Source organism: Streptosporangium sp. NPDC002544 (assembly GCF_040295965.1).
Lineage (GTDB): Bacteria > Actinomycetota > Actinomycetes > Streptosporangiales > Streptosporangiaceae > Streptosporangium.
In genome coordinates, this window is record NZ_JBEOWJ010000011.1 from 71,960 (window position 1) to 94,348 (window position 22,389).

The 22,389-nt window shown below is 70.2% G+C and carries 17 protein-coding genes and 1 pseudogene; 4 read left to right on the plus strand and 14 right to left on the minus strand.

Annotated features, from left to right (window positions below; genetic code table 11):
- Positions 1–10 precede the first annotated feature (10 nt).
- Positions 11–592: a hypothetical protein gene (locus ABT061_RS18640; RefSeq protein WP_350918868.1), complete on the minus strand. Its 582-nt coding sequence runs from the start codon at positions 590–592 to the stop codon at positions 11–13.
- A gap of 119 nt (positions 593–711) precedes the next feature.
- Positions 712–1,206, minus strand: coding sequence for an MFS transporter (locus ABT061_RS18645; protein WP_350918871.1), 495 nt, complete (start codon positions 1,204–1,206; stop codon positions 712–714).
- A gap of 560 nt (positions 1,207–1,766) precedes the next feature.
- Between ABT061_RS18645 and ABT061_RS18650 the strand changes: the two genes are divergently transcribed.
- The gene (locus ABT061_RS18650) at positions 1,767–3,722 is read left to right on the plus strand and encodes a Xaa-Pro dipeptidyl-peptidase (protein ID WP_350918874.1); all 1,956 of its coding nucleotides are present in this window, start codon (positions 1,767–1,769) and stop codon (positions 3,720–3,722) included.
- A gap of 127 nt (positions 3,723–3,849) precedes the next feature.
- Here ABT061_RS18650 and ABT061_RS18655 read toward each other — a convergent pair whose 3' ends face one another.
- The 4 genes from ABT061_RS18655 to ABT061_RS18670 all read right to left on the minus strand — a co-directional run bounded on the left by ABT061_RS18655 (position 3,850) and on the right by ABT061_RS18670 (position 9,140).
- On the minus strand, positions 3,850–5,103 hold the full coding sequence (locus tag ABT061_RS18655) for an MFS transporter (RefSeq protein WP_350918877.1): 1,254 nt from the start codon (positions 5,101–5,103) through the stop codon (positions 3,850–3,852).
- Between the two features lie 39 nt (positions 5,104–5,142).
- A complete protein-coding gene (locus ABT061_RS18660; RefSeq protein ID WP_350918880.1) occupies positions 5,143–5,949 on the minus strand; it encodes an MBL fold metallo-hydrolase in 807 nt (268 codons plus the stop codon).
- A gap of 21 nt (positions 5,950–5,970) precedes the next feature.
- The gene (locus ABT061_RS18665; RefSeq protein WP_350918883.1) at positions 5,971–7,584 is read right to left on the minus strand and encodes an amidohydrolase; all 1,614 of its coding nucleotides are present in this window, start codon (positions 7,582–7,584) and stop codon (positions 5,971–5,973) included.
- 155 nt (positions 7,585–7,739) lie between these two features.
- Complete coding sequence (locus tag ABT061_RS18670) at positions 7,740–9,140, minus strand: NAD(P)/FAD-dependent oxidoreductase (RefSeq protein ID WP_350918886.1); 1,401 nt, start codon at positions 9,138–9,140, stop codon at positions 7,740–7,742.
- Between the two features lie 177 nt (positions 9,141–9,317).
- On the opposite strand from ABT061_RS18670, the gene ABT061_RS18675 reads away from it, so the two are divergent.
- Positions 9,318–10,349, plus strand: a complete 1,032-nt coding sequence (locus ABT061_RS18675; RefSeq protein WP_350918889.1) for a GNAT family N-acetyltransferase — start codon at positions 9,318–9,320, stop codon at positions 10,347–10,349.
- A gap of 306 nt (positions 10,350–10,655) precedes the next feature.
- Here ABT061_RS18675 and ABT061_RS18680 read toward each other — a convergent pair.
- Positions 10,656–11,111, minus strand: a pseudogene (locus ABT061_RS18680) (Clp protease N-terminal domain-containing protein); the annotation flags it as partial.
- A gap of 188 nt (positions 11,112–11,299) precedes the next feature.
- Here ABT061_RS18680 and add point away from each other — a divergent pair.
- Positions 11,300–12,334 carry an adenosine deaminase gene (gene add, locus ABT061_RS18685; protein WP_350918892.1) on the plus strand — a complete coding sequence of 345 codons (1,035 nt, stop codon included), beginning with the start codon at positions 11,300–11,302 and terminating at the stop codon, positions 12,332–12,334.
- 39 nt (positions 12,335–12,373) lie between these two features.
- Here the strand turns inward: add and ABT061_RS18690 are convergent, their stop codons facing one another.
- The 7 genes from ABT061_RS18690 to tkt form a co-directional block, all read right to left on the minus strand.
- Complete coding sequence (locus ABT061_RS18690; RefSeq protein WP_350918895.1) at positions 12,374–12,523, minus strand: hypothetical protein; 150 nt, start codon at positions 12,521–12,523, stop codon at positions 12,374–12,376.
- Between the two features lie 122 nt (positions 12,524–12,645).
- A complete protein-coding gene (gene pgl / locus ABT061_RS18695; RefSeq protein ID WP_350918898.1) occupies positions 12,646–13,419 on the minus strand; it encodes a 6-phosphogluconolactonase in 774 nt (257 codons plus the stop codon).
- A gap of 54 nt (positions 13,420–13,473) precedes the next feature.
- Positions 13,474–14,385 carry a glucose-6-phosphate dehydrogenase assembly protein OpcA gene (locus tag ABT061_RS18700; protein WP_350918901.1) on the minus strand — a complete coding sequence of 304 codons (912 nt, stop codon included), beginning with the start codon at positions 14,383–14,385 and terminating at the stop codon, positions 13,474–13,476.
- Positions 14,386–16,038 (minus strand): glucose-6-phosphate dehydrogenase, encoded by a 1,653-nt coding sequence (zwf, locus tag ABT061_RS18705; RefSeq protein ID WP_350918904.1) that lies wholly within the window; start codon positions 16,036–16,038, stop codon positions 14,386–14,388.
- A gap of 19 nt (positions 16,039–16,057) precedes the next feature.
- The gene (locus tag ABT061_RS18710) at positions 16,058–17,689 is read right to left on the minus strand and encodes a phosphoglucose isomerase-related protein (RefSeq protein ID WP_350918907.1); all 1,632 of its coding nucleotides are present in this window, start codon (positions 17,687–17,689) and stop codon (positions 16,058–16,060) included.
- Between the two features lie 8 nt (positions 17,690–17,697).
- Entirely contained in the window at positions 17,698–18,801 is a 1,104-nt protein-coding gene (gene tal / locus ABT061_RS18715; RefSeq protein ID WP_350918910.1) for a transaldolase, read from the minus strand.
- 2 nt (positions 18,802–18,803) lie between these two features.
- A complete protein-coding gene (gene tkt / locus ABT061_RS18720) occupies positions 18,804–20,900 on the minus strand; it encodes a transketolase (RefSeq protein ID WP_350918913.1) in 2,097 nt (698 codons plus the stop codon).
- 312 nt (positions 20,901–21,212) lie between these two features.
- On the opposite strand from tkt, the gene ABT061_RS18725 reads away from it, so the two are divergent.
- Positions 21,213–22,166, plus strand: coding sequence for a heme o synthase (locus tag ABT061_RS18725; RefSeq protein WP_350918916.1), 954 nt, complete (start codon positions 21,213–21,215; stop codon positions 22,164–22,166).
- Positions 22,167–22,389: the final 223 nt, after the last annotated feature.

The following is a 22,389-nucleotide window of genomic DNA, read 5'->3' on the forward strand; positions in this document are numbered from 1 at the left end:
ATGATTCCTCTCACAGCCAGTTGACGGCGCGCAGGGTGGGAACCACTCGTGAGATCACATAGAGCGCCACTGGAGCCGCTTCCGCGCCAGAGCCGAACGTTCCACACAACTCGTTTCTGCTCCGCCCGGTCTCGCCGAGAAGCTCCTCCTTGGAGGCGATGCCCATGATGCCGAGACTGTGTGCCGCTTCGATCAGTTCGGAACCCACCGTGAGATGAAAATCGTCGAGTGTGAGCTTCTTTTGTAGTTTCGGCCAGCCTTGCTCGCTGGGCTGGACCAGATAGACGCTCATGAACGTTTTTTGTCGCTGCTCGATGCCGGCTCTTCGTTTGTTGAGCAGCGTTGACAGTGCTTCCGGCATCGGTGGCACGTTGGAAGGTCGTCCCAGCACGACATCGCTTTCGCCTGTGTTCCACTCCCGCAGCCAGACGGGGAGAGTGTGGTGGCCTTCAACCCTGAGATTCCAGGTCGTTTGACGACCGGAGGTCCTCTTACCTGAGCAACTCTCCCCCTGGACGGACTCGGTGGCCCCTTTGAAAATTGTCAGAAAACGACCGATTTGGGCCGATATGGGGCTTGCTACTTTCTGCACATATGGAAGGTTAATTAAGTAAGTTGACACTTTGTCGCTGGGTGACCAACCTGTGATCTTCCAGAGGGGTCGATCGCCAGCCGCCGAGGTGGAAACCCGATGGATTCAGCTCGGGAGTGTCACGGGAGGGAGCCGTTCGCGTCAGGAACAGCTTGTTCGGGGGTGGGGCGGCGGATGGGGGTGAAGAGCGCGGTCGTTGCGATCAACAGGCAGGCGGTGCCGGCCAGGAGGCAGATCACGGTGACGCCGTAGCCGCCCGCACCCCAGGTCAGGACGGCCGCGCCCACCGGGCCGAGGGAGAAGTGGATCGTCCAGAACGCTGAGGTGACGCGGCCGAGCAGATGGTCCGGGGTCACCTGCTGGCGCAGGGACATCGAGCAGATCCCGGCCACGCTGACGCCGCAGAGGTAGACGGCCATCAGGGCGGCGATCACCGGGACGCGGCCGGAGAGGCCGACGCCCGCCATGGCGAGCCCGCTGGTCGCGAGGGCGCCGATCCAGGTGACGCCAAAATCGAACCTGCGGCGGACGGCGGCACCGGCCACGCCCGTCAGCAGGCCCATCTGCGCGACCGACCCGGTCACTTGCAGCACCAGCAGCGGATGGCTGATCACGATGGCGTCGATCCCGCCGAGCTCGCCGACCTGCCTGATCAGCTGTTCAGGAATGGTATGGCGTCCCCTTGTGACAGTCCGTCCAGGAGGAGACGGCCGCTGAGGTGATCTCGGTGACTTTCACGTCAGGTAGCCGTGTTCGAAACGAGGGGGAGCGAGCGAGGCTTCATCGACCATCGGTCACCATTTCGCCTGAGTGTTCAGGAACGCTTGCCAGGAGGCGTCGGTGGTGCGGGGAGCCGGACCGGACCGCGGGGACCGCGGGATCCGCCGTACGGTCGCCTCGCTCACTCGGTGTCCGGGCCGGATGAGCTCACCGCGCACCCTGCGGTGTCCCAGGCGCGCCACCGGGTCCCGGATCTCGACGTGTGGTGTTCGAGCCGCCGAGATCTAGCTCGATATGTGTCGAAATTGTAGTGATCGAGACAGGGTGCCCATCCATAGACATTTCGTACTTCCTGCCCATAACATCAAGCCTTCTTGGGACAGCCTTTACTGTCCCTTGAACCTTGGTTGGGGCCTTTTCCCGCCCCGCACTGATTGTTCGGGAAGGTTTGTCGATGTCTATAACACGCCTGGTGACGGGTCTTGGGGCACCAACCGCCCCCCGTAGCCCGGGGACGGCACGCCGCGGCGCCGCGGCGCTGGGTCTCGCCGCCACCATGACCTTCGCCGGGGTCGCGGCGACCTCGGCCCCCGTCAGCGCGGCCGCCGACCCCTCCGTCGGACCGGTCTTCACGGACGGCATGGCCCAGCCGGTGTTCTCGACGAACCGCAACGACTGGATCCGCGAGGAGGTGTGGGTCGAGACCCCGATCGACAGCGACGGCGACGGACGCAACGACCGGGTGCACGCCGAGGTCACCCGGCTCCGGGAGACGGAGACGGCCGGCTTGAAGTCGCCCGTCGTGTACGAGGTCAGCCCCTACTACGCCGGCGGCAACCCGGTCACGAACCACAACGTCGATCACGAGCTCCACGAGGCACTCCGTCCGGGCAAGGGCTGGATGAACCGCGGTGGTTCGGTGAAGGATCCGGCGACCGACGAGCGGCTGGCCGCCGCCGGCGTGGCAGGCGTGGCCGACGGTGACGAGGCCGTCACGGGCACCGGCCCGCAGCCCGCCATCAGCACCAGTCACGAGTCCAACTGGCTGCCTCGCGGTTTCGCGGTGGTCCATGCCGAGTCGCTGGGCAGTGGTAAGTCCGACGGCTGTCCGACCACCGGTGGGCGCAACGAGACCATCGGCGCGAAAGCGGTCGTCGACTGGTTGAACGGGCGCGCGAAGGCCTACGACGCCACCGGCAGGGAGGTCAATGCCACGTGGACGACCGGCAAGGTCGGCATGATCGGCACGTCGTACAACGGCACCCTGCCCAACGCGGTCGCGAGCACCGGTGTCGAGGGTCTTGAGGCCATCGTGCCGATCTCGGCGATCTCGAGCTGGTACGACTACTACCGCGCGAACGGCGCCGTCGTCGCCCCGGGCGGCTACCAGGGTGAGGACGCCGACGTGCTCGCGGAGTACGTCTACACCCGCGCGAACAAGCAGATCTGCCGAAGCGTCATCGAGGAGCTCGCCAAGGCGCAGGACCGGGTCACCGGCGACTACAGCGCCTTCTGGGACGAGCGTAACTACATGAACGACGTCGACAAGGTCCGCGCCGCGACGCTGGTCGCGCACGGGCTCAACGACTGGAACGTCAAGACCAAGCACGCCGCGCAGTGGTACGAGGCGCTCAAGGCGCGCGGGGTGCCGCACAAGATCTATCTGCACCAGGGCGGGCATGGCGGTTCCCCGAGCGTCAACGTGCTCAACCGCTGGTTCACCCGCTACCTGTGGGACCAGCAGAACGGCGTGGAGAACGACCAGCGGGCACTGATCCAGCGCGAGGACAGGACGCTGGTGGAATACCCCGAGTGGCCCGAACCGGCCGCGGCCGCCACCGAGCTCAACCTGGCGCCCGGCACGGACGGCACCGCCGGTGTCCTCACCGGCGACAAGACCCGCCTGGGCCAGCCGGTGACCGAGACGATCGTCGACGACGCGTCGAAGCGGGCGCTGACCCTCGCCGACGCCGTGACGTCTCCCAACCGCCTGGCCTACAAGTCGGGGGCGCTGACCGGTGCGGTCCGGCTCAGCGGCACGCCGCAGGTATCACTGCGGATGTCCTTCGGCCAGCCGGCCGCGAACGTCACGGCGCTGCTCGTCGACTACGACCAGAACGGTAAGGCGAAGATCATCACCCGAGGCTGGGTGGATCCGCAGAACCGTAAGTCGATCTCGAAGACCGAACCGGTCAAGCCGGGCAGCCCGTACCGCCTCGACTTCGACATGCAGCCGCATGACTACGTGTTCGCGGCGGGACACCGCATCGGCATCGTGCTGCTGTCGAGCGACTACGAGTACACCATCCGGCCCACCCCCGGCGCGACGCTGCACCTCGACACGACGAAGAGCAAGGTCATGCTGCCGCTCGTCGGCGGGGCGGCCGCGTTCACCGCGGCGAACAGCTGACCCCGGGTCCCCGCCGGCTGAGCGGGCCGCCAGGCGGCGGCCCGCTCAGCCGGCGGGCGCCGGAAACCATGGATCAGCCGCCGAGGCGACCATACCGAACGACCTTTCACCGCCGGATGCTCGGGCCTCATGAGGTGGTGGGCGCGGAGTGCTCGGGGGCGGGGCGGCGGATGGGGGTGAAGAGCGCGGTCGTCGCGATCAGCAGGCAGGCGGTGCCGGCCAGGAGGCAGATCACGGTGACGCCGTAGCCGCCCGCACCCCAGGTCAGGACGGCCGCGCCCACCGGGCCGAGGGAGAAGTGGATCGTCCAGAACGCCGAGGTGACGCGGCCGAGCAGATGATCCGGGGTCACCTGCTGACGCAGGGACATCGAGCAGATCCCGGCCACGCTGACGCCGCAGAGGTAGACGGCCATCAGGGCGGCGATCACCGGGACACGGCCGGAGAGGCCGACGCCCGCCATGGCGAGCCCGCTGGTCGCGAGGGCGCCGATCCAGGTGACGCCGAAACCGAGCCTGCGGCGGACGGGCGCCACGAGCACGGCTCCGGCGATCGTGCCGGCCGCGGCGACCGCGAGGACCGTGCCGACGGTGCCGTCGGAGTGGCCCAGATCGTGCTTGAGGTGGTAGATCAGGACGTCGGTCATGCCGAGCGTGAAGAAGATGAAGAAGGAGAGCAGGATCGTCAGGGAGCGCAGCACCGGGTGCCGCCAGAGGAACCGGGCACCGGCCAGCAACTCCTGCCAGGGCCGCTGGCGCGGCGGCGCGGGCGCGCCGGCCTCGGGTCGCTTGAACCGGACGAAGTACAGGCCCGCCGCCGACAGCGCGAAGCTCGCCGCGTTGATGGCGATCGCCGCGGTCGGGCCGAACTGCCCGGAGACCACCCCGGCGAGCAGCGGGCCGCCGACACCGGCCGCCGCGGCGGTCGCGTAGAGCCGGCCGTTGGCCTCGGTGATGCGGTCGCCGTCGACCAGGTTGCGCACCGCGGTCACGTAGGTGACCTGGAAGACCATCCCGATCGCCTCGCTGAGCGGCAGCACCACGTACAGCAGCCAGACCTGGGGGCCGAACGCCCAGACGAGCGGGATGAGCCCGTACAGCACCAGGCGGGCGAGGTCGCAGCAGATCAGCAGGGTCCGCCGGTCGAGCCGGTCGGCCAGGATCCCGGCGAAGATCCCGGCACCGACCGACGCGGCACCGGCCACGCCCGTCAGCAGGCCCATCTGCGCGACAGACCCGGTCACGTTCAGCACCAGCAGCGGGATGGCGATGTAGGCGAACGAGTCCCCGGCGACGGAGAGCGTCTGGGAGACCCAGAAGACGTTGAAGTTCCGGTCCCGCCACAGCGGGCGCGCGTTCTCTGCTTCCTCTGATCCCGGCACCAGGGGACTATCCCTCACCTTGGCGATCTTTTCCAGTGGTTAATCGTCCAGAACAAAGGCCAGGTAGCGGTCGGCGGAGCGGCGGACGGCCTCGGCGCCGTCGGTGTGCACGATCCGCTTCCACCAGCCGCCGTAGACGCGGTCGAAGGCGTACGGCTCCAGGAGCGACAGGGCGCGGCGGATCGTGGCGGGGCGTTCGGGGATCAGGTTGGGGTAGCTGTACATGAAGCCGACCCAGCGGCGGTCGGCCACCACCTGGAGGATGTCGCCGGAGAACAGCGCGCCCCGGCCGTCCTCGGCGTCGCGCCAGTGCATGACCTGGCCGCCGTCGAAGTGCACGCCCGCGTTGACCAGCGTCACTCCTTCGAGGATCTCGTGGGTGTCGCCCTCCCAGAAGAGCACCGACTCGTCGGGGCGGGCCACCCAGGCGCGGTCGGCCGCGTGCAGGTGGATCGGCGCGTCGAAGGCGTGCGCCCATTCGACCATCGAGCCGTAGAAGTGCGGGTGGCTGATCGCGATGGCGTCGATCCCGCCGAGCTCGCCGACCTGCCTGATCAGCTCGTCGTCGAGGTGGGTGACCATGTCCCACAGCACGTTGCCGGCGGGGGTGCGGACCAGCAGGGCGCGTTGCCCGATGGCGGTGGCGGGGTCGGTGCCGATGCCGACGACCCCGGTTCCCTCCTCGGCGAGGTGCGCCCTGTGCCCGCTCTCGCGGAGCTCGTTGAGGGAGGTCCAGCGCTGGCCCTCCCAGCCGACGTACTGCCGCTCGTCCTCGCAGATCGGGCAGTCATCCCGCACTGCGGCGTACTGGACCCCGCAGGTGACGCAGATGGGCAGATCGTTCACTTCGGAACTCCTTCGACCGGGTCAGCGCCGGTAGACCTGCTCGCCGCCGACGAAGGTCATCGCGACCCTCGTCCGCCAGATCTCGGTCTGCGGCTCGGTGAACGGGTCGCGGTCCAGGACGGCCAGGTCGGCGCGGTTGCCGGGGACGATGGTGCCGGCGTCGTCGTCGTGGTTGATCCGGGCGGAGCCGGCAGTGTAGGCGGTCAGCGCGGTGGCCAGGTCCAGGCGCTGGCCGGGCAGGAACGGAGTCTGCGCCGTCGGGTAGTCCGCGTGCAGTGAGCCGCCGGGCTCGGTGCGGTTGACGGCCACGTGCATGCCCTGGAACGGGTCGGCGACCGAGACCGGCCAGTCGCTGCCCGCGCAGAAGCGGGTGCCCGAGCGCAGCAGGTCGGCGAAGGGGTACTGCCAGCCGGAGCGCTCCTCGCCCAGGAACGGCAGGGTCAGCTCGTCCATCTGGGCGTGGTGGGTGGCCCAGAGCGGCTGCAGGTTGGCGGTCACGCCGAGCTCGGCGAAGCGCGGCACGTCGGAGGGCTCGACGATCTGCAGGTGCGCGATGTGGTGCCGGTTGGCCGGGTCGGTCCCCTCGAAGCTGTCCAGCGCCTCGCGGACCGCCCGCTCGCCGATGGCGTGGAAGTGGACCTGGAAGCCGTGCCGGTCCAGTTCGGCGACGCACTCCTTCAGCAGCGCCGGCTCCACGTACGACAGGCCGGTGCCGCCGCAGCGGCAGTAGGGCTCGATCACCGCGGCGGTGAAGTTCTCGGTGATGCCGTCCTGCATGATCTTCACCGAGGTGGCGTGGAACCGCTCCAGGCCCGTGGCCGACTCGCGCCGCTCCAGCAGCTCGGGGATCTGCTCGGCGCCGCGCGTCCGGTCCCACCACAGCGCGCCCACGACGCGGGCCCGCAGCGCGCCGGAGGCCGCCGCCGAGACGTACGTGGACAGCTGGTCGTCGTAGCCCGCGTAGGAGCCGACGATGGCGTCCTGCCAGCCGGTGATGCCGAGGGAGAACAGGTGGTCCTGGGCCGCCAGCAGCGCCTCGTGCATGTCCCGGGCGCTGGGACGGGGGGTGAGCAAGCCGACCAGGTCCATCGCGCCCTCGTGCAGTACGCCGCTCGGCGTGCCGTCGGCGTCGCGCTCGATCCTGCCGTCGGCCGGGTCGGGGGTGTCGCGGGTGATCCCGGCCAGCTCCAGCGCCCGGCTGTTGACCCAGGCGGCGTGGTGGTCGCGCTGGATCAGATAGACCGGGCGGTCGACGACGTCGAGCTGGGAGCGGTGCGGGAGGCCGCCGGGAAAGGCCGACATGTCCCAGCCGCCGCCGTCGATCCACTCGTGGCCGGGGTGGGAGTCCGCGTAGGCGACGATCTTCTCCAGGTACTCCGGCAGGCCGTAGACCTCGGACAGGTCGCACCTGGCCCGCTCCAGGCCCGCCTGCACCGGGTGGATGTGCGCGTCGGTGAACCCGGGGGTCAGCAGGCGGCCGTCCAGGTCGACGACCTCGTGGCCGGGGGCGGCCAGCCGTACGACGTCGGACTCCGCGCCTACAGCGGCGATCCGGCCGTCACGGACCAGCACCGCCTCGGCGAAGGCGTCGGTGGCGAGGAAGACCCGGCCACCCCGGAAGAGCAGGTCGCTCACTGTTGCACCATCCTTCTGTCGGTGGCCCGGAGGCCGCTGACGCCCCCGGGATGCCGCTTGATCACCTACACTGCACGCTCGATCGGCCGAGGTCCAGGGTGAGTTTCTCCGGGCGCCCGCCGCCGTCCGGCGTCCGGGGCCGTCTTCCCCGGCGCTCAGCGTCCGGTGATGGAGTCGGCGACGCGGGCCAGCACCGAGGTGCGGCCGAGTCCCGCCTTCTCCCTGGCGTCGGCCCGCCGGTAGAGGTCGTACATGGTGTGCACGCCGATCCACCGCAGCGGTTCCACCTCCCAGCCCCGCACCTTGCGGTCCACCCAGGGCAGGGAGGCGAGCTCGGTGTCCTCGCGCAGGATCAGGTCGCGCAGGGTACGGCCGGCGAGGTTGGTCGTGGTCACCCCGTGGCCGGTGTAGCCGCCCGCCCAGCCGATGCCGGTGGCGTGGTCGACGTGCACGGTGGCGCACCAGTCGCGCGGCACGCCGAGCACCCCGGACCAGGCATGCGCCACCTTCGAGGCCCTGACCGCGGGGAACATCCCGGTCAGCAACTCCCAGAGCGCCTCGATCGTCCACTCGTGGGTGCGGCCCCGCTCGTCCAGCCGGGAGCCGTAGAGATAGGGCTTGCCGCGACCGCCGAACGCGATCCGGCCGTCGGCGGTGCGCTGGGCGTACATGTAGTAGTGCGCCATGTCGCCGAGCAGCTCGTGGCCCTCCCAGCCGATCTCGTCCCACAGCCCGCCCAGCGGCTCGGTGACGATCATCGAGCTGTTCATCGGCAGCCAGGCGCGGTGGTACTGCTTCAGCTCGGCGGTGAAGCCCTCGGTGGCGCGGATGACGTAGTCGGCGCGGACCGTGCCGTGCGGTGTGCGGGCCTCGCGCGGGGCGATCTCGGTGACCGGGGTGCGCTCGAAGATCTTCACCCCGAGGTCCCGCACGGTCTGGGCCAGGCCGCGGGCCAGCTTGGCGGGCTGGATCCTGGCGCAGTGCGGGCTCCAGATCGCGCTGACCGCGCCGGCCACCCGCAGGCGCTCCTCCCGCTCCGCCGGATCGAGCAGCCGCACGTCATCCTCGGTCCAGCCCCAGTGGCGCTCGTGGGCGAGCAACCGGTGCAGCCGCCGGTCCTGGGCGGCGTTGGTGGCGACCGTGGTGACGCCGCCCTTGACGATGTCCGCGTCGATGTTCTCGTCCTTGGCGATCGTGATGACCTCGTCGATCGCCTCGAACATCACTCGCTGCAGCCGCTTGGCCGCGTCCGCGCCGTGCGTCCTGGCGTAGCGCTCGGGGGTGCCCGCCAGCTCGCCGACCAGCCAGCCGCCGTTGCGCCCTGAGGCGCCGTAGCCGGCGAACTCCTTCTCCAGCACCACGACCCGCAGGGTGGGGCTGGCCTTCTTCAGGTAGTAGGCGGTCCACAGGCCGGTGTAGCCGGCGCCGACGATGGCCACGTCGGCGTCGAGGTCGCCGCCGAGGGGAGTGCCGGCCATGGGGATGCCGAGGGAGCGGTACCAGAAGGAGACGTCTCCGTTGACGAAATCCCCAGCCAGGGGAACACGCGTGCTCATGGCCTCATATCCTGCTATATCCGTCTATTGTGATGCGCCCGTCAACGGAAACCGTTGCAGAAAAGCAGTCCTGCCACGTAATGAGTGATCCGCTAGATGTAACGGCAGGCTCACTCATGTGTAGCAGTCCCGTAACAGGGTCAGGTAAGGCTATCCCTCGACAGAGGGAGCATTCTGATGGGGTTTCTGAGGATTCGTACTACCGTTGACGAGCGGCCGGGGCGTCTCGCCTCGCTGGCCGCCGCGCTCGCCGCCAAGGGCGGCAACATCCTGGGCCTGAGCGTCCAGACCGACGCGGACGGCACGGTCGACGAGTTCGTCACGGACATCCCCGCCGGTGCCGAGGCGGTGCGCGAGGCCCTGGAGGCGGCCGGTGGACGCGAGGTCCTGGTCGTCCCCGCCACCGCGCACGAGTTGACGGACGAGCCCACCCGCGTGCTCCTGCTCGCCTCCCGGCTGCGTACGACACCCTGGCGCCTGCCCGAGCTGCTCGGGGAGCTGCTGCGCGCCGACGACTCCCGCTGGGTCTACGGTGCCGAGATGAGCGATCTCCCGGACCCCACGCTGCTCACCGTGCCCGTGGCCCCGCGCCGCGCGATCAGGGTGCGCCGGGCCGAGCTGCCCTTCACCCTGACCGAGGCCGCCCGCGCGGCCTCCTTCGTGCGGCTGGCGCAGCCCCCCGTCGAGCAGTCCGGCACCGACCGCGACATCACGCTCTCCGACGGCGTCGAGGTCCAGGTCCGCCCGCTCACCCGGCTCTACCGTGAGGCCGTACGCGACCTGCACGACCGCTGCTCGCCCGAGGCCCGCAGGTTCCGCTACTTCACCGCGATGCCCCTGCTGCCGCCGAAGGTCTTCGACCGGCTCTGCGACCGCACGAAGGGTCACTCCATCGTCGCCGGGCACGACGGCCAGGTCGTCGGCCTCGCCAACCTGATGTTCACCCCCGACCCCGGCATCGCCGAGATGGCCTTCCTGATCGAGGACCGCTGGCAGGGCAGGGGGCTGGGCGCGTCCCTGGCCCAGATGCTCGTCGACCGGGCCCGGGACCTGGGCTTCGCCGAGGTCAGAGCCACCCTGCTCGCCGACAACGTGCGCATGCGCAGGCTCCTGGTCTCGCTTGGCGCGACCCTGAGTTACACCGAGGATCCCGGCGTGGTGGAAGCCAGGCTGGCCGTGGGAGTGATGGCGACGGCATCCCCGAGTTGACCCCATCATTCGGCCTCCCCGTTTCGGGATCGCTCAGGGCTCCCGAAACGGGGAGGGCCCACTCCATGCCCTCTCACGAGGGCGGGTGCGGGCGGTTCCCTCTCTGACCCCGCCTCGCGGGCGTGTGCCCTGCCCGGTTCTGCGGGAGGGTTCTCAAGGAGCCTGCTCCTTTGGTGGGCCGGGCTCGCGGGGCGCGTCAGTGGCGTCGATGGCGTCCAGCCTGCGCTCGATCCGGTCCAGGCTCTCCTGGATGCGCTCCAGTCTGGCCGAGAGTGACGCGCCCATCACCGGAAAGCCCTCCTCGGCGGTCACCACGCGGTCGGGGCCGCGCTGCCCGAGCAGCGTGATCACCTGGGCGCGTACGGCGTCCAGGCGCGCCCCCTGCCCGGCCAGTACCCGGGCGGCCACGCCCTCGCCCTCGCGGATCAGACCGAGCAGGATGTGCTCGGTGCCGATGTAGGTGTGGTGCAGGCCGAGTGCCTCCCGCAGCGACAGTTCGAGCACCTTCTTGGCGTGCGGGGTGAAGGGGATGTGACTGCCGGGGGTCTCGTCACCCCTGCCGATGATCTCCTCCACGTCGTTCCTGACCCGCTCGCCGTCGATGTCCAGGGCCCGCAGGGCGCGGCCGGCGACGCCGTCCTGCTCAAGGACCAGGCCAAGCAGGATGTGCTCGGTGCCGATGTGGTCGTGGCCGAGTCTCCGGGCCTCCTCCTGGGCCAGGACCACGACGCGGCGGGCACGGTCGGTGAAGCGCTCGAACACTGGGAGCCTCCGTGAGGGGTGTCGAGGTGCTTGCCCCCACTATGCGCCAGACGTCCGGTGAGCGGGAGGAGAAGCTCCGGTGAAATTCTCGCGCCGCCCGGTATTCGCCGCGATAATCGTACATTTTACTGTTAGATTCAGGGTAAATGACTTTTAAACCCGGGTGTGGCGTGCGTAGGGTCGCCCGCATGACGATCGACACGTTCATCGACGCCCTCCCCAAGGTCGAGCTCCACGTCCACCTGATCGGCTCCGCCTCGCCCGCCACCGTGCTGGAACTCGCCCGCCGCCACCCCGGCGGGGGCGTTCCCACGACCGAGGAGGAGCTGCTCGCCTTCTACAAATTCCGCGACTTCCCGCACTTCGCCGAGATCTACCAGGCGATCAACGCCCTGGTCCGGGAGCCCGAGGACGTGGCGACCCTGGTGCTCGGCCTGGCCGCGGACCTGGCCCGGCAGAACGGGCGCTACGTCGAGCTGACCGTCACCCCGTACGCGCACCACGTCATGGGCATGCCGATGCGGGAGGTCACCGAGGCACTCGACCTGGCCGCCCGGCGTGCCGGCGAGGAGCACGGCGTGCGGATGGCGTACGTCTTCGACATCCCCGGCGAGTACGGCGTCGAGGCGGCCCGGGTCACCCTGGACCACGCGCTCGGAGAACCTCCCCAGGCACTGGTAGGTTTCGGGCTGGCCGGGATCGAACAGGAGCGTCCGAAATATCGCGACGCCTTCCGGGACGCCTTCCGCGCCGCCACCGCCGCCGGGCTGCGCAGCCTGCCGCACGCGGGCGAGATGAGCGGCCCGGAGACCATCTGGGAGGTCCTCGACCACCTGGGTGCCGAGCGGATCGGCCATGGCATCGCCTGTGTGCAGGACCCCCGCCTGGTCACCCACCTGCGCGAGACACAGATCCCGCTGGAGGTCTGTCCCACCTCCAACGTCTGCACCGGCCAGGTCGCCCGCATCGAGGAGCACCCGCTGCCCCGCATGATCGAGGAGGGCCTGTTCGTCACCCTCAACAGCGACGACCCGCCCATGTTCGCCACCACTCTGAGCGGCGAGTACCGCGTCGCCGCCGAACACCTGGGCCTGGACCGCGCCACCCTCGCCACCCTGGCCCGCAACGCCGTCGAGGCCTCGTCCATGGACCCGGCGGGCAAGAAGGAGATCCTCGACGAGATCGACGCTCTCACCGCCCAGCCCTCCGGGACGGCACCCTGACCGCTCATGGCGGCCATCTCGAAGGTCGCGATCGTCAGGTCATGTCGATTCGCGACAGGCGCGCCGTCGCCGCGCGGCCTCGCGGAGCACGGGCGCCTCGTCCGGCTCGTCGAGCGAGGCGGCCAACTCGTCGAACTGCTCGGCGGGCATCGGCGTGACGTCGGACGGTTCGGCCACCATCCCCTCCATTCCGCGGTGTTCATGCGGCCCCGTCGCGGACCGAAAGCCACCGTAACGGTGATCAGTGAATCGCACACCGTGACCACGATGGTCGACGCGGGCCGGACCACGGCGAAAGCGAGGGGCCGGGCTCAGGGAGAGGAGATCCGGCTCAGTGAGGAGGGGATCTTGGAGGCGGCGGCTCGGTCCAGCAGGAAGAGGGTTCGCCGGCTGCCTCGGGCACCGGCCGCGGGGACCTGCATCGTTCCCGAGTCCGACAGGGCCAGCCGCACCGCTCTCGCCTTCTCCTCACCGGCGGCGATCACCCACACGTCGCGGGAGCCCTGGATGACCGGCATCGTCAGCGAGATGCGGGTGGGCGGCGGCTTGGGCGAGCCGTGCACCGCCACCACCGGGCGGGTGTCGTACAGAGCGGGCATGCCGGGAAAGAGCGAGGCCACATGACCGTCCGGGCCCATGCCGAGCATCATGAGGTCGAACGACGGCGCCGGGCCGTGGTCCTCGGGGCGCGAGGCCCGGCGGAGCTCCTCGGCGTAGGCGTCGGCCGACTCCTCGGCGGTCATGCCCGAGTCGGGGCCGCGCATCACGTGCACCCGCTCGGGGTCGAGGTCTATGTGGTCCAGCAGGGCCTTGCGGGCACCGGTCTCGTTGCGCTCGGCGTCACCGGACGGCAGGAAACGCTCGTCGCCCCACCAGATGTCCACCTTGCGCCAGTCGACGGCGTCCCTGGCCGGGGAGGCGGCGATCTCGGCGAGGGTGGCGAGGCCGACGGTGCCGCCGGTCAGGACCAGCTGGGCCGAGCCCTTGGCCGCCTGGGCGTCGATGGCTCGGATGATCACCCGGGCGGCGACGGCCTTGGCGAGCACGTCGGCGTCGCGATGGATGATCACAGTGGGAACGCTCACGGACTTCTCTTTCGAGGAAAGGCGCCCCGCGGCAGGCCGCGGGGCGCTCACGACTCATGACTTGCGGGTCCGGGCGAGCCGCTGGATCGCGGCCGCGTAGATCTCGTCGGGGTCCAGCCGCCGCAGCTCCTCGGCGAGCAGGTCCGACGTCGGGCGCCGGGCCAGCGCGACCCGGCGGTCCGGCTGGCCGGGACGCGAGAGCATGGCCAGGCGGCCGTCGCCCCGGGTGATGGTGATGTCGCCGTCGCCCGAGACCAGCTTGACGGCGGTCAGGCCGGGGCCGGGAGAGTCGGAGACCTTCACCGGCGCGCCGAGGCGCTCACCGAGCCAGGCCGCCAGCAGCAGGGCGCTGGCATGGCCGGCCACGGCCTCCACGGTGCCCCGCTTGACCTTGGCCACCGGCTGGTCGAACGCGGCGGCCAGCAGACTCCGCCACGTCGTCAGCCGGGTCCAGGCCAGGTCGGTGTCGCCGGGCACGTACCCGCGGGCCCGGCCGGCGATCGCCTTGACCGAGTCGGGTGCGGACCGCGCGTCGACGATGCGGCGCTGGGCCAGCATGCCGATCGGATCCGCGGCCGGGACCTCGGGGCAGTCGCTGGGCCACCAGGCGACCACCGGGGTGTCGGTGAGCAGCAGCGGGCTGACCACCGAGTCGGCGTGCCTGGTCAGCTCCCCGTACAGCCGGAGCAGTATCACCTCGCCCGGGGTCGACTCGCCGAACCGGATCTCGGCGTCGAGCCGGTTGGGCTCGTGCGGGTCGCGGGGAATGACGACCAGTATCCGGGAGGGATGCTCCCTGGCCGCCTCGGTCGCCGCCCGGACCGCGTCGTACTGGTCGCTCTCGCCGCAGACCACCACCAGGGTCAGCACCATGCCGACGGCCGGGGTGCCCATCTGGTGGCGCAGGTGGGTGAGCTGGGAGGAGATCTTCGAGGCGGTCGTGCCGCTGAGCATGAAGCTGGTCATCTAAAGCCGCCTCCAGACGCGCCCGTCACGGGCCATCATCTCGTCGGCCGAGGCCGGCCCCCAGGTGCCCGCGGGATACTCCTCCGGCGGGCCCTGGGTGCTCCAGAAGTCCTCGATCGGGTCGAGGATCTTCCAGGACAGCTCGACCTCGCGCTGGTGCGGGAAGAGCGGCGGGTCGCCGATCAGCACGTCGAGCAGCAGCCGCTCGTAGGCCTCGGGGGAGGACTCCATGAACGACTCGCCGTAGGCGAAGTCCATCGAGACGTCCCTGACCTCCATGGCGGTGCCCGGAACCTTGGAGCCGAACCGCACAGTGATGCCCTCGTCCGGCTGCACCCGGATGACCAGGGCGTTCTGCCCGAGTATCTCGGTGTCGTCCTTGCTGAACGGAAGGTGTGGCGCGCGCTGGAACACCACGGCCACCTCGGTGACCCGGCGGCTGAGCCTTTTGCCGGTGCGCAGGTAGAACGGCACCCCCGCCCAACGCCGGTTGGCGATCTCCAGCTTGATGGCGGCGTAGGTCTCGGTGATCGAGTCGGGCGGGATGCCCTCCTCCTGCGTGTAGCCGATGACCGGCTCGCCGCCCTGCCAGCCGGCCCCGTAACGGCCGCGCGCGGTGGTCAGCGACAGGTCCGACGGCAGCCGCACCGCCTTGAGGACCTTCTCCTTCTCCCTGCGCAGCGAGTCGGCCCCGAACGACGTCGGATCCTCCATGCCGACCAGGGCCAGCAGCTGCAGCAGGTGGTTCTGGATCACGTCGCGCGCCGCGCCGATGCCGTCGTAGTAGCCGGCCCGGCCGCCGATGCCGATGTCCTCGGCCATCGTGATCTGCACGTGGTCGACATAACCCCGGTTCCAGATCGGCTCGAACAGGTTGTTGGCGAACCGCAGCGCCAGGATGTTCTGGACGGTCTCCTTGCCCAGGTAGTGGTCTATGCGGAACACCGAGCTCTCCGGGAAGACCGCGCTGGTGATCGCGTTGAGCTCCTGGGCGCTCCGCAGGTCGTGCCCGAACGGCTTCTCGATCACCACCCGGCGCCAGGAGCCCTTGGGGCCGTCCGCCAGGTCGGTCCGCTTCAGCTGCTGGACCACGACGGGGAAGAACTTCGGCGGCACCGACAGGTAGAAGCCGTAGTTGCCGCCGGTGCCCCGGGTCTCGTCGATCTCCTTGAGCATCATCGCCAGCGCGTCGAAGGCGCCGTCGTCGGTGAACTCACCGCGGCAGAAGAAGATGCCCTCCGACAGCTGCTTCCAGACCTCCTCGCGGAACGGCGTGCGCGCGTGTTCCTTGACGGCGTCGTGGGTCAGCTGCGCGAAGTCCTGGTCCTCCCAGTCCCGGCGGGCGAAGCCGACCAGGGAGAAGCCCGGGGGCAGCAGCCCCCGGTTCGCCAGGTCGTAGATCGCCGGTAGCAGCTTCTTGCGTGCCAGGTCGCCGGTCACGCCGAACAGCACCAGCACGCACGGCCCCGCCACGCGCGGCAGGCGCTTGTCGCGCGGGTCGCGCAGCGGGTTGGACTCGATCAGGGCCTCGGTGATGCCGGCGGTCGAGGCGGCGGTGGCCGTGGTGACCGCCCCCTCGTGCGCGGTGCCCGTGGTGGTGAGCTCCTCGGCCCGAGGCCGGTCGGCCTGGGGCGGGGAGTTCTCCTTGCTCATTCGAACCTCCGGCGACCCATCAGACCTCCCGTGAGGCGGCGAGCAGGTGCGCGACACCGGCGGCACGGTCGGTCAGGTGCAGTCGCACGGCGGGGCGCCCCCGGCTGGCCAGGGCGCCCAGGTCGCCCAGCGCCTGGGCGAGCTGGAGGCGGCCCAGGGTGTAGGGCTTGCCGGGAACCTCCAGGTCGTTCTCGACGGCCCCGGTGATCTGCAGGAACACCCCGTTCTGCGGGCCGCCCTTGTGGTACTGGCCGGTGGAGTGCAGGAAGCGGGGTCCCCACCCGAAGGTGACCGGCCGCTCGGTGCGGACCGCGAGCATCCCGCGGAGCGTGGCCGGGTCGGCCGCGCTCCACACGTCCGTCATCTCCTCGAACGAGGCGCCCTCGGGGTACGGGGCGTCGAAGGCCGCCTCCCTGTCGAGGTAGGCCATCACCGCGAGGTAGCCGTCGGCGGGAATCGCCTCCAACAGCCCGGTGAGCACGTCGGACAGGCTCTTGGGGGCCTCCACGCCCGGCGGCAGCTCGCCGTAGACCTCCACCGGGCCGTCGACGAGGATCGGGGTGCCGACCGGCAGCTCGCTCTGGTCGAGCAGCTTGGCGGTGTTCTCCTTGGACTCGGCCACGTTCGGCTGGTTGAACGGGTCGATGCCCAGGACACGCCCGGCGACGGCCGTGGCGTACTCCCAGATGAGGAACTGCGCGCCCAGCGGGCCGGCGACGGTCACCACGCCGTCGGTGTCGATCCCGGCGAGCAGCTCGTCGTCGGCGTCGCCGGGGTCGGCGCCCACGACGGGCAGGATGCCCTTGCCGGACTTGCCGGTGGACTCGGCGACCAGCTGCTCGATCCAGTCGGGCAGGCCGTTGATCTCCGAAAGGCCGTCCTCGATCACGAGCTTGTCGCGCCCGGCGACCGCGGCGGCACCCAGGGCGGCGCCCAGGTCGAGGCCGGGGTTGCCCTCTGAGCGCGACAGCAGCGGCAGCACCTCGGCGGCGTCGTCGAGCAGCCGCTCGACGTCGGCGCCCGCCAGCGCGCTGGGCACCAGCCCGAACGCCGTCAGGGCGCTGTAGCGGCCGCCCACGTTCGGGTCGGCCAGGACCACCCGGTAGCCCGCCTCGCGGGCGCTGAGCTCCAGCGGCGAGCCCGGGTCGGTGATGACGACGATCCTTCTCGCCGGGTCGATCCCGGCGTCGCGGAAGGCCTTCTCGTAGATCCGCCGGTGGCTGTCGGTCTCGACGGTGCCGCCGCTCTTGCTGGCGACGACCAGGAGCGTGCTCTCCAGCCGGTCCTCCAGCGCGCGGTGCACCTGGCCGGGGTCGGTGGTGTCGAGGACGGTCAGCGGGACGTCGGCGGAGCCGGTGATGACCTCGGGAGCGAGGGAGGAGCCGCCCATGCCCGCCAGGACCACGTGGTCCAGGCCCTCGGCGCGGGCCCACTCCACCAGCTCGCCGATCTCACCGAGCAGTGGCCTGCTCGTCAGCGGGAGGTTGAGCCAGCCGAGGCGGACGGCCGCCTCGGGCTCGGCCTCCGGGCCCCACAGCGTGGGGTCGCCGGCGGCCAGGGACTGGGGGACCCCCTCGGAGACGAGCCGGCCGGCCGTCTCCGAGGCCTGCTCGGTGAGGTCGTCCTCGCCGAACGTTACGGACACTGACATGTGTTCCCTCATGCCTTCTTCAGCTCGGCGGCGACGGTCGCCAGCAGGTCGGTCCAGGAGGCCTCGAACTTGTCCACGCCGTCCTCCTCCAGGAACCTCACGACGTCGTCGTAGTCGATGCCGATCTCCTTGAGCGCGGCCATGGTGTTCCAGGCCTCCTCGTAGGAGGAGCGGACCGTGTCACCGGTGATCCTGCCATGGTCGGCGGCCGCCTCGAGGGTCTTCTCCGGCATCGTGTTGACGGTGCCGGAGGTGACCAGCCCGTCGACGTAGAGGGTGTCGGGGTACTCGGGGTTCTTGGTGCCGGTGGAGGCCCACAAGGGGCGCTGCGGCCGGGCTCCGGCCAGGGCCAGCGCCTGCCAGCGCGGGGAGGCGACGACCTCCTCGAAGGCGGCGAAGGCCAGCCGGGCGTTGGCGAGCGCGGCCTTGCCCTTCAGCGCCAGGGCCTCGGGGGTGCCGATCTTGTCCAGGCGCTTGTCGATCTCGCCGTCCAGCCGGCTGACGAAGAACGAGGCCACCGACTCGATGTTCGACAGGTCGAGGCCCTTGGCCTTGGCCTGCTCAAGGCCGCTCAGCCAGGCGTTCATCACGGCGCGGTAGCGTTCCAGGGAGAAGATCAGCGTGACGTTGACGCTGATGCCCTCGGAGATCGCCTGGGTGATCGCGGGCAGGCCCTCGACGGTGGCCGGGATCTTGATGAACAGGTTGGGCCGGTCGACCAGCCACCACAGCGCGCGCGCCTCGGCGACGGTCTTCTCCGTCTCCCTGGCCAGGCGCGGGTCGACCTCGATCGACACCCGGCCGTCCACGGTGCCGGTGGCGTCGTAGACGGGGCGCAGCACGTCGGCGGCCCAGCGGATGTCGTAGGTGGTGATGGAGCGCACCGCCTCCTCGACGTCGACGCCGCGGATCTTCAGATCGTGCAGCTGGGTGTCGTAGGCGTCGCCCTTGCTCAGCGCGGAGGCGAAGATCGTCGGGTTGGAGGTGACGCCGACCACCTGCCGGTCGCGGATCAGCGACTGGAGATTGCCGGTGCGCAGACGCTCGCGGCTGATGTCGTCCAGCCAGATGGAGACGCCCTGCTCGGAGAGTTTCCTCAGGATCTCACTCATGATCAGTTTCCTGTCGTCTCGCCCTTGTCGGCTCCGGTCTTGGCGAGGCTCGCCTTGGCTGCGGCGACCACGCGCTCGGCGGTCAGGCCGAACTGCTCATAGAGGGTCTTGTAGGGAGCCGAGGCACCGAAGTGCTCCAGGCTGACCACTTCCCCGTCATCTCCTACGAACTCCCGCCAGCCCAGTGAGATTCCCGCCTCCACCGCCACGCGCGCGCGGACCGAGGAGGGCAGCACCGTCTGCCGGTAGGCCGTGTCCTGGGCGTGGAACCACTCCACACACGGCATCGACACGACCCGGGTGGCGATGCCCTCCGCCTCCAGGATCCCGCGGGCCTCGACGGCCAGCTCGACCTCGGAGCCGGTGCCGATCAGGACCACCGCGGGCTGCCCGTTGGAGGCCTCCTGCAGGATGTAGCCGCCGCGGGCGACCTTCGTCGCGTCGCGGGTGCCCTCGTAGACCGGCAGGTTCTGGCGGGTCAGCGCCAGCGCGGCCGGGCGGTCGTTGTGCTCGAGCACGACCTGCCAGGCGGCGGCGGTCTCGTTGGCGTCGGCGGGGCGGACCACGTCGAGGCCGGGGATGGCGCGCAGCGCCCACAGGTGCTCGACGGGCTGGTGCGTCGGGCCGTCCTCGCCCAGGCCGATGGAGTCGTGCGTCCACACGTAGGTGACCGGCAGCTTCATCAGCGCCGCCAGCCGCACGGCCGGGCGCATGTAGTCGCTGAAGACCAGGAACGTGCCGCCGTAGGGGCGGGTGCCGTTGTGCAGCGCGATGCCGTTGAGGATCGCCCCCATGCCGTGCTCGCGGATGCCGAAGTGCAGCGTGCGGCCGTAGGGGTTGCCGGGGAAGTCCCTGGTCTGGAACTCCTCGGGGATGAAGGACGGCTCGCCCTTCATCGTGGTGTTGTTGGACTCGGCCAGGTCGGCCGAGCCGCCCCACAGCTCGGGCAGCACCGGCGCGAGGCTGTTGAGCACCTCGCCGGAGGCCTTGCGGGTGGCGATGGAGGAGCCGGCCTCGAAGATCGGCAGGGCCTCGCTCCAGCCGGCGGGGAGCTGCCGCACGGAGATGCGGTCGAACTCGGCGGCGCGCTCGGGGTTGGCCTCGCGCCAGCTCTGGTAGAGCTTGTCCCACTCGGACCGTGCGGCGCGGCCGCGCTCGACGACCCCGCGGGCGTGCTCGAGGACCTCGGCGGGGACGTCGAAGCTCTTGGTCTCGTCAAGGCCCAGGATCTTCTTGGTGGCGGCGACCTCGTCGGCGCCCAGCGCCGAGCCGTGGATCTTGCCGGTGTTCTTCTTGTTGGGGGCGGGCCAGCCGATGATCGTGCGCAGCCGGATGAACGACGGCCTGCCGGTCTCGGCGCGGGCGGCCTCCAGCGCCTGGTGCAGCGCCTCGACGTCCTCGACGTAGTCGCCGGTCCGCGTCCAGTCGACGGTCTGGGTGTGCCAGCCGTACGCCTCGTAGCGCTTGACGACGTCCTCGCTCAGCGCGATCTGGGTGTCGTCCTCGATCGAGATGTGGTTGCTGTCGAAGACGACGGTCAGGTTGCCCAGCCTCTGGTGGCCCGCGAGGGCGCTGACCTCGTGGCTGATGCCCTCCTCGATGTCCCCCTCGGAGGCGATGCACCAGATGTGGTGGTCGAACGGGCTCGCGCCCTGCGCCGCGTCCGGGTCGAACAGGCCGCGCTCGCGGCGGGCGGCCATGGCCATGCCGACCGCGTTGCCCAGGCCCTGGCCCAGCGGCCCCGTGGTGGTCTCGACGCCGACGGTGTGGCCGTGCTCGGGGTGGCCGGGGGTCAGGCTCTCCCACTGGCGCAGCGCCTTGAGGTCGTCCAGGCTCAGGCCGTAGCCCGACAGGTAGAGCTGGATGTAGAGGGTCAGACTGGTGTGACCGGCCGAAAGGACGAACCGGTCACGGCCCACCCAGGAGGGGTCTGCCGGATCATGCCGCATCACCTGCTGGAACAGCAGGTACGCGGCGGGCGCCAGGCTCATCGCGGTGCCCGGGTGGCCCGAGCCCGCCTTCTCTACCGCATCCATGGCCAGGGCCCGTACGACATCGACCGCGCGGCGGTCCAGGTCGCTCCATTCAAGGGCTGGCACGAGTTCGCTGCTCAACTGCTCGGTCTCCGGATCTAATAGTGTGATGGTGGCGCCGGTCTGGTATTTCCCGCCCACATGGGACCCTAACGGTTTCGGCCGCGCTACCGTGGCGTAGGTCGACCTGGTGCGGGTCCACGGGACTCATGGGAGGTTCCCCGGCGGTTGTCGTCTCGCGCCGCTTCCGCACCCCGTGCCGGGACCGGCCTCCCCTGCAACTACAGTGAGTCCTCAAGGCTGGCTGGTGCCCGCATTCACGGATCCGCTCTAATCAGAGGTTACGCGTTGACCCCGCACGTGCTGGAAGCGCCTTAGATGGTGCTCACCGACAAGCAATCGACGGTCCCGCCCGAGGCGGGCACGGCCGCAGGCGTCGTGCCTCGCTCCTTCGGCGACGTCGTGAAGGCCTACGTCGCCCTCACGAAGCCGCGGATCATCGAGCTGCTGCTGATCACGACGCTGCCGGTGATGTTCCTGGCGGCCAAGGGCCTGCCACCGCTGTGGATCGCCGTCAACACCCTGGTGTTCGGCACCCTGTCGGCGGGCAGCGCGAACGCCCTGAACTGCTACATCGACCGTGACATCGACGCGGCCATGCGCCGCACCCGGCGCCGCCCGCTCGCCCGCGACCTGGTGCCGCCGGCCAATGCGCTGATCTTCGGAGTCATTCTCGGGGTGCTGTCGACCCTTGGCCTCGGGTTGACCGTGAACTGGCTCGCCGCCGGCCTGTCGCTGGCCGCGAACCTGTTCTACGTGCTCGTCTACTCGATGATCCTCAAGCGGCGGACCCCGCAGAACGTGGTGTGGGGGGGTATCGCGGGCTGCATGCCGGTGCTGATCGGCTGGGCCGGCGTCACCGGCAGCCTCGACTGGGCCCCCGTGGTGCTCTTCGGCGTGGTGTTCTTCTGGACGCCTCCGCACACCTGGACCCTCGCCATGCGCTACAAGGAGGACTACGCCGCGGCGAAGGTCCCCATGCTCCCGGTGGTCGCCACCGAGCGCCGGGTGGTGCTGGAGAGCATCGTCTACACCTGGGCGACGGTGCTCTGCTCGCTGCTGCTGTGGCCGGTGGCCGGAACCACCCTGCTCTACCCCGCCGTCGCCGCCGTCCTCGGCGCCGCCTGCCTGTGGGAGGTTCACCGCCTCCTCGGCCGGGTCAACGCGGGCAAGACAGGGGTCGATCTGCGCCCGATGCGCTTCTTCCACTGGTCCAACGCCTACCTGGCGCTGCTGTTCCTCGCCGTCGCCATCGACTCGATGTTCGTCTGAGCCCTCTCACCGGTACGCTCTCCTGCCACCTGCCCGTTTCCGCGTCCCGTTCGAGGGGGAGACGTCTCCCGGGTGGGGAACACGTTTTCTTGGCCGGCCCGGGCCGGGCCTGGTCGTGGGGAGGGCAACTCATGGTCGTCGGAAAACCTCGGGAGCCGGATCACCGCTCCGGTCCCGGGACCGTTCCAGTGCTCGGCATGGTTTCCGTATCCGGGGCGTGGAG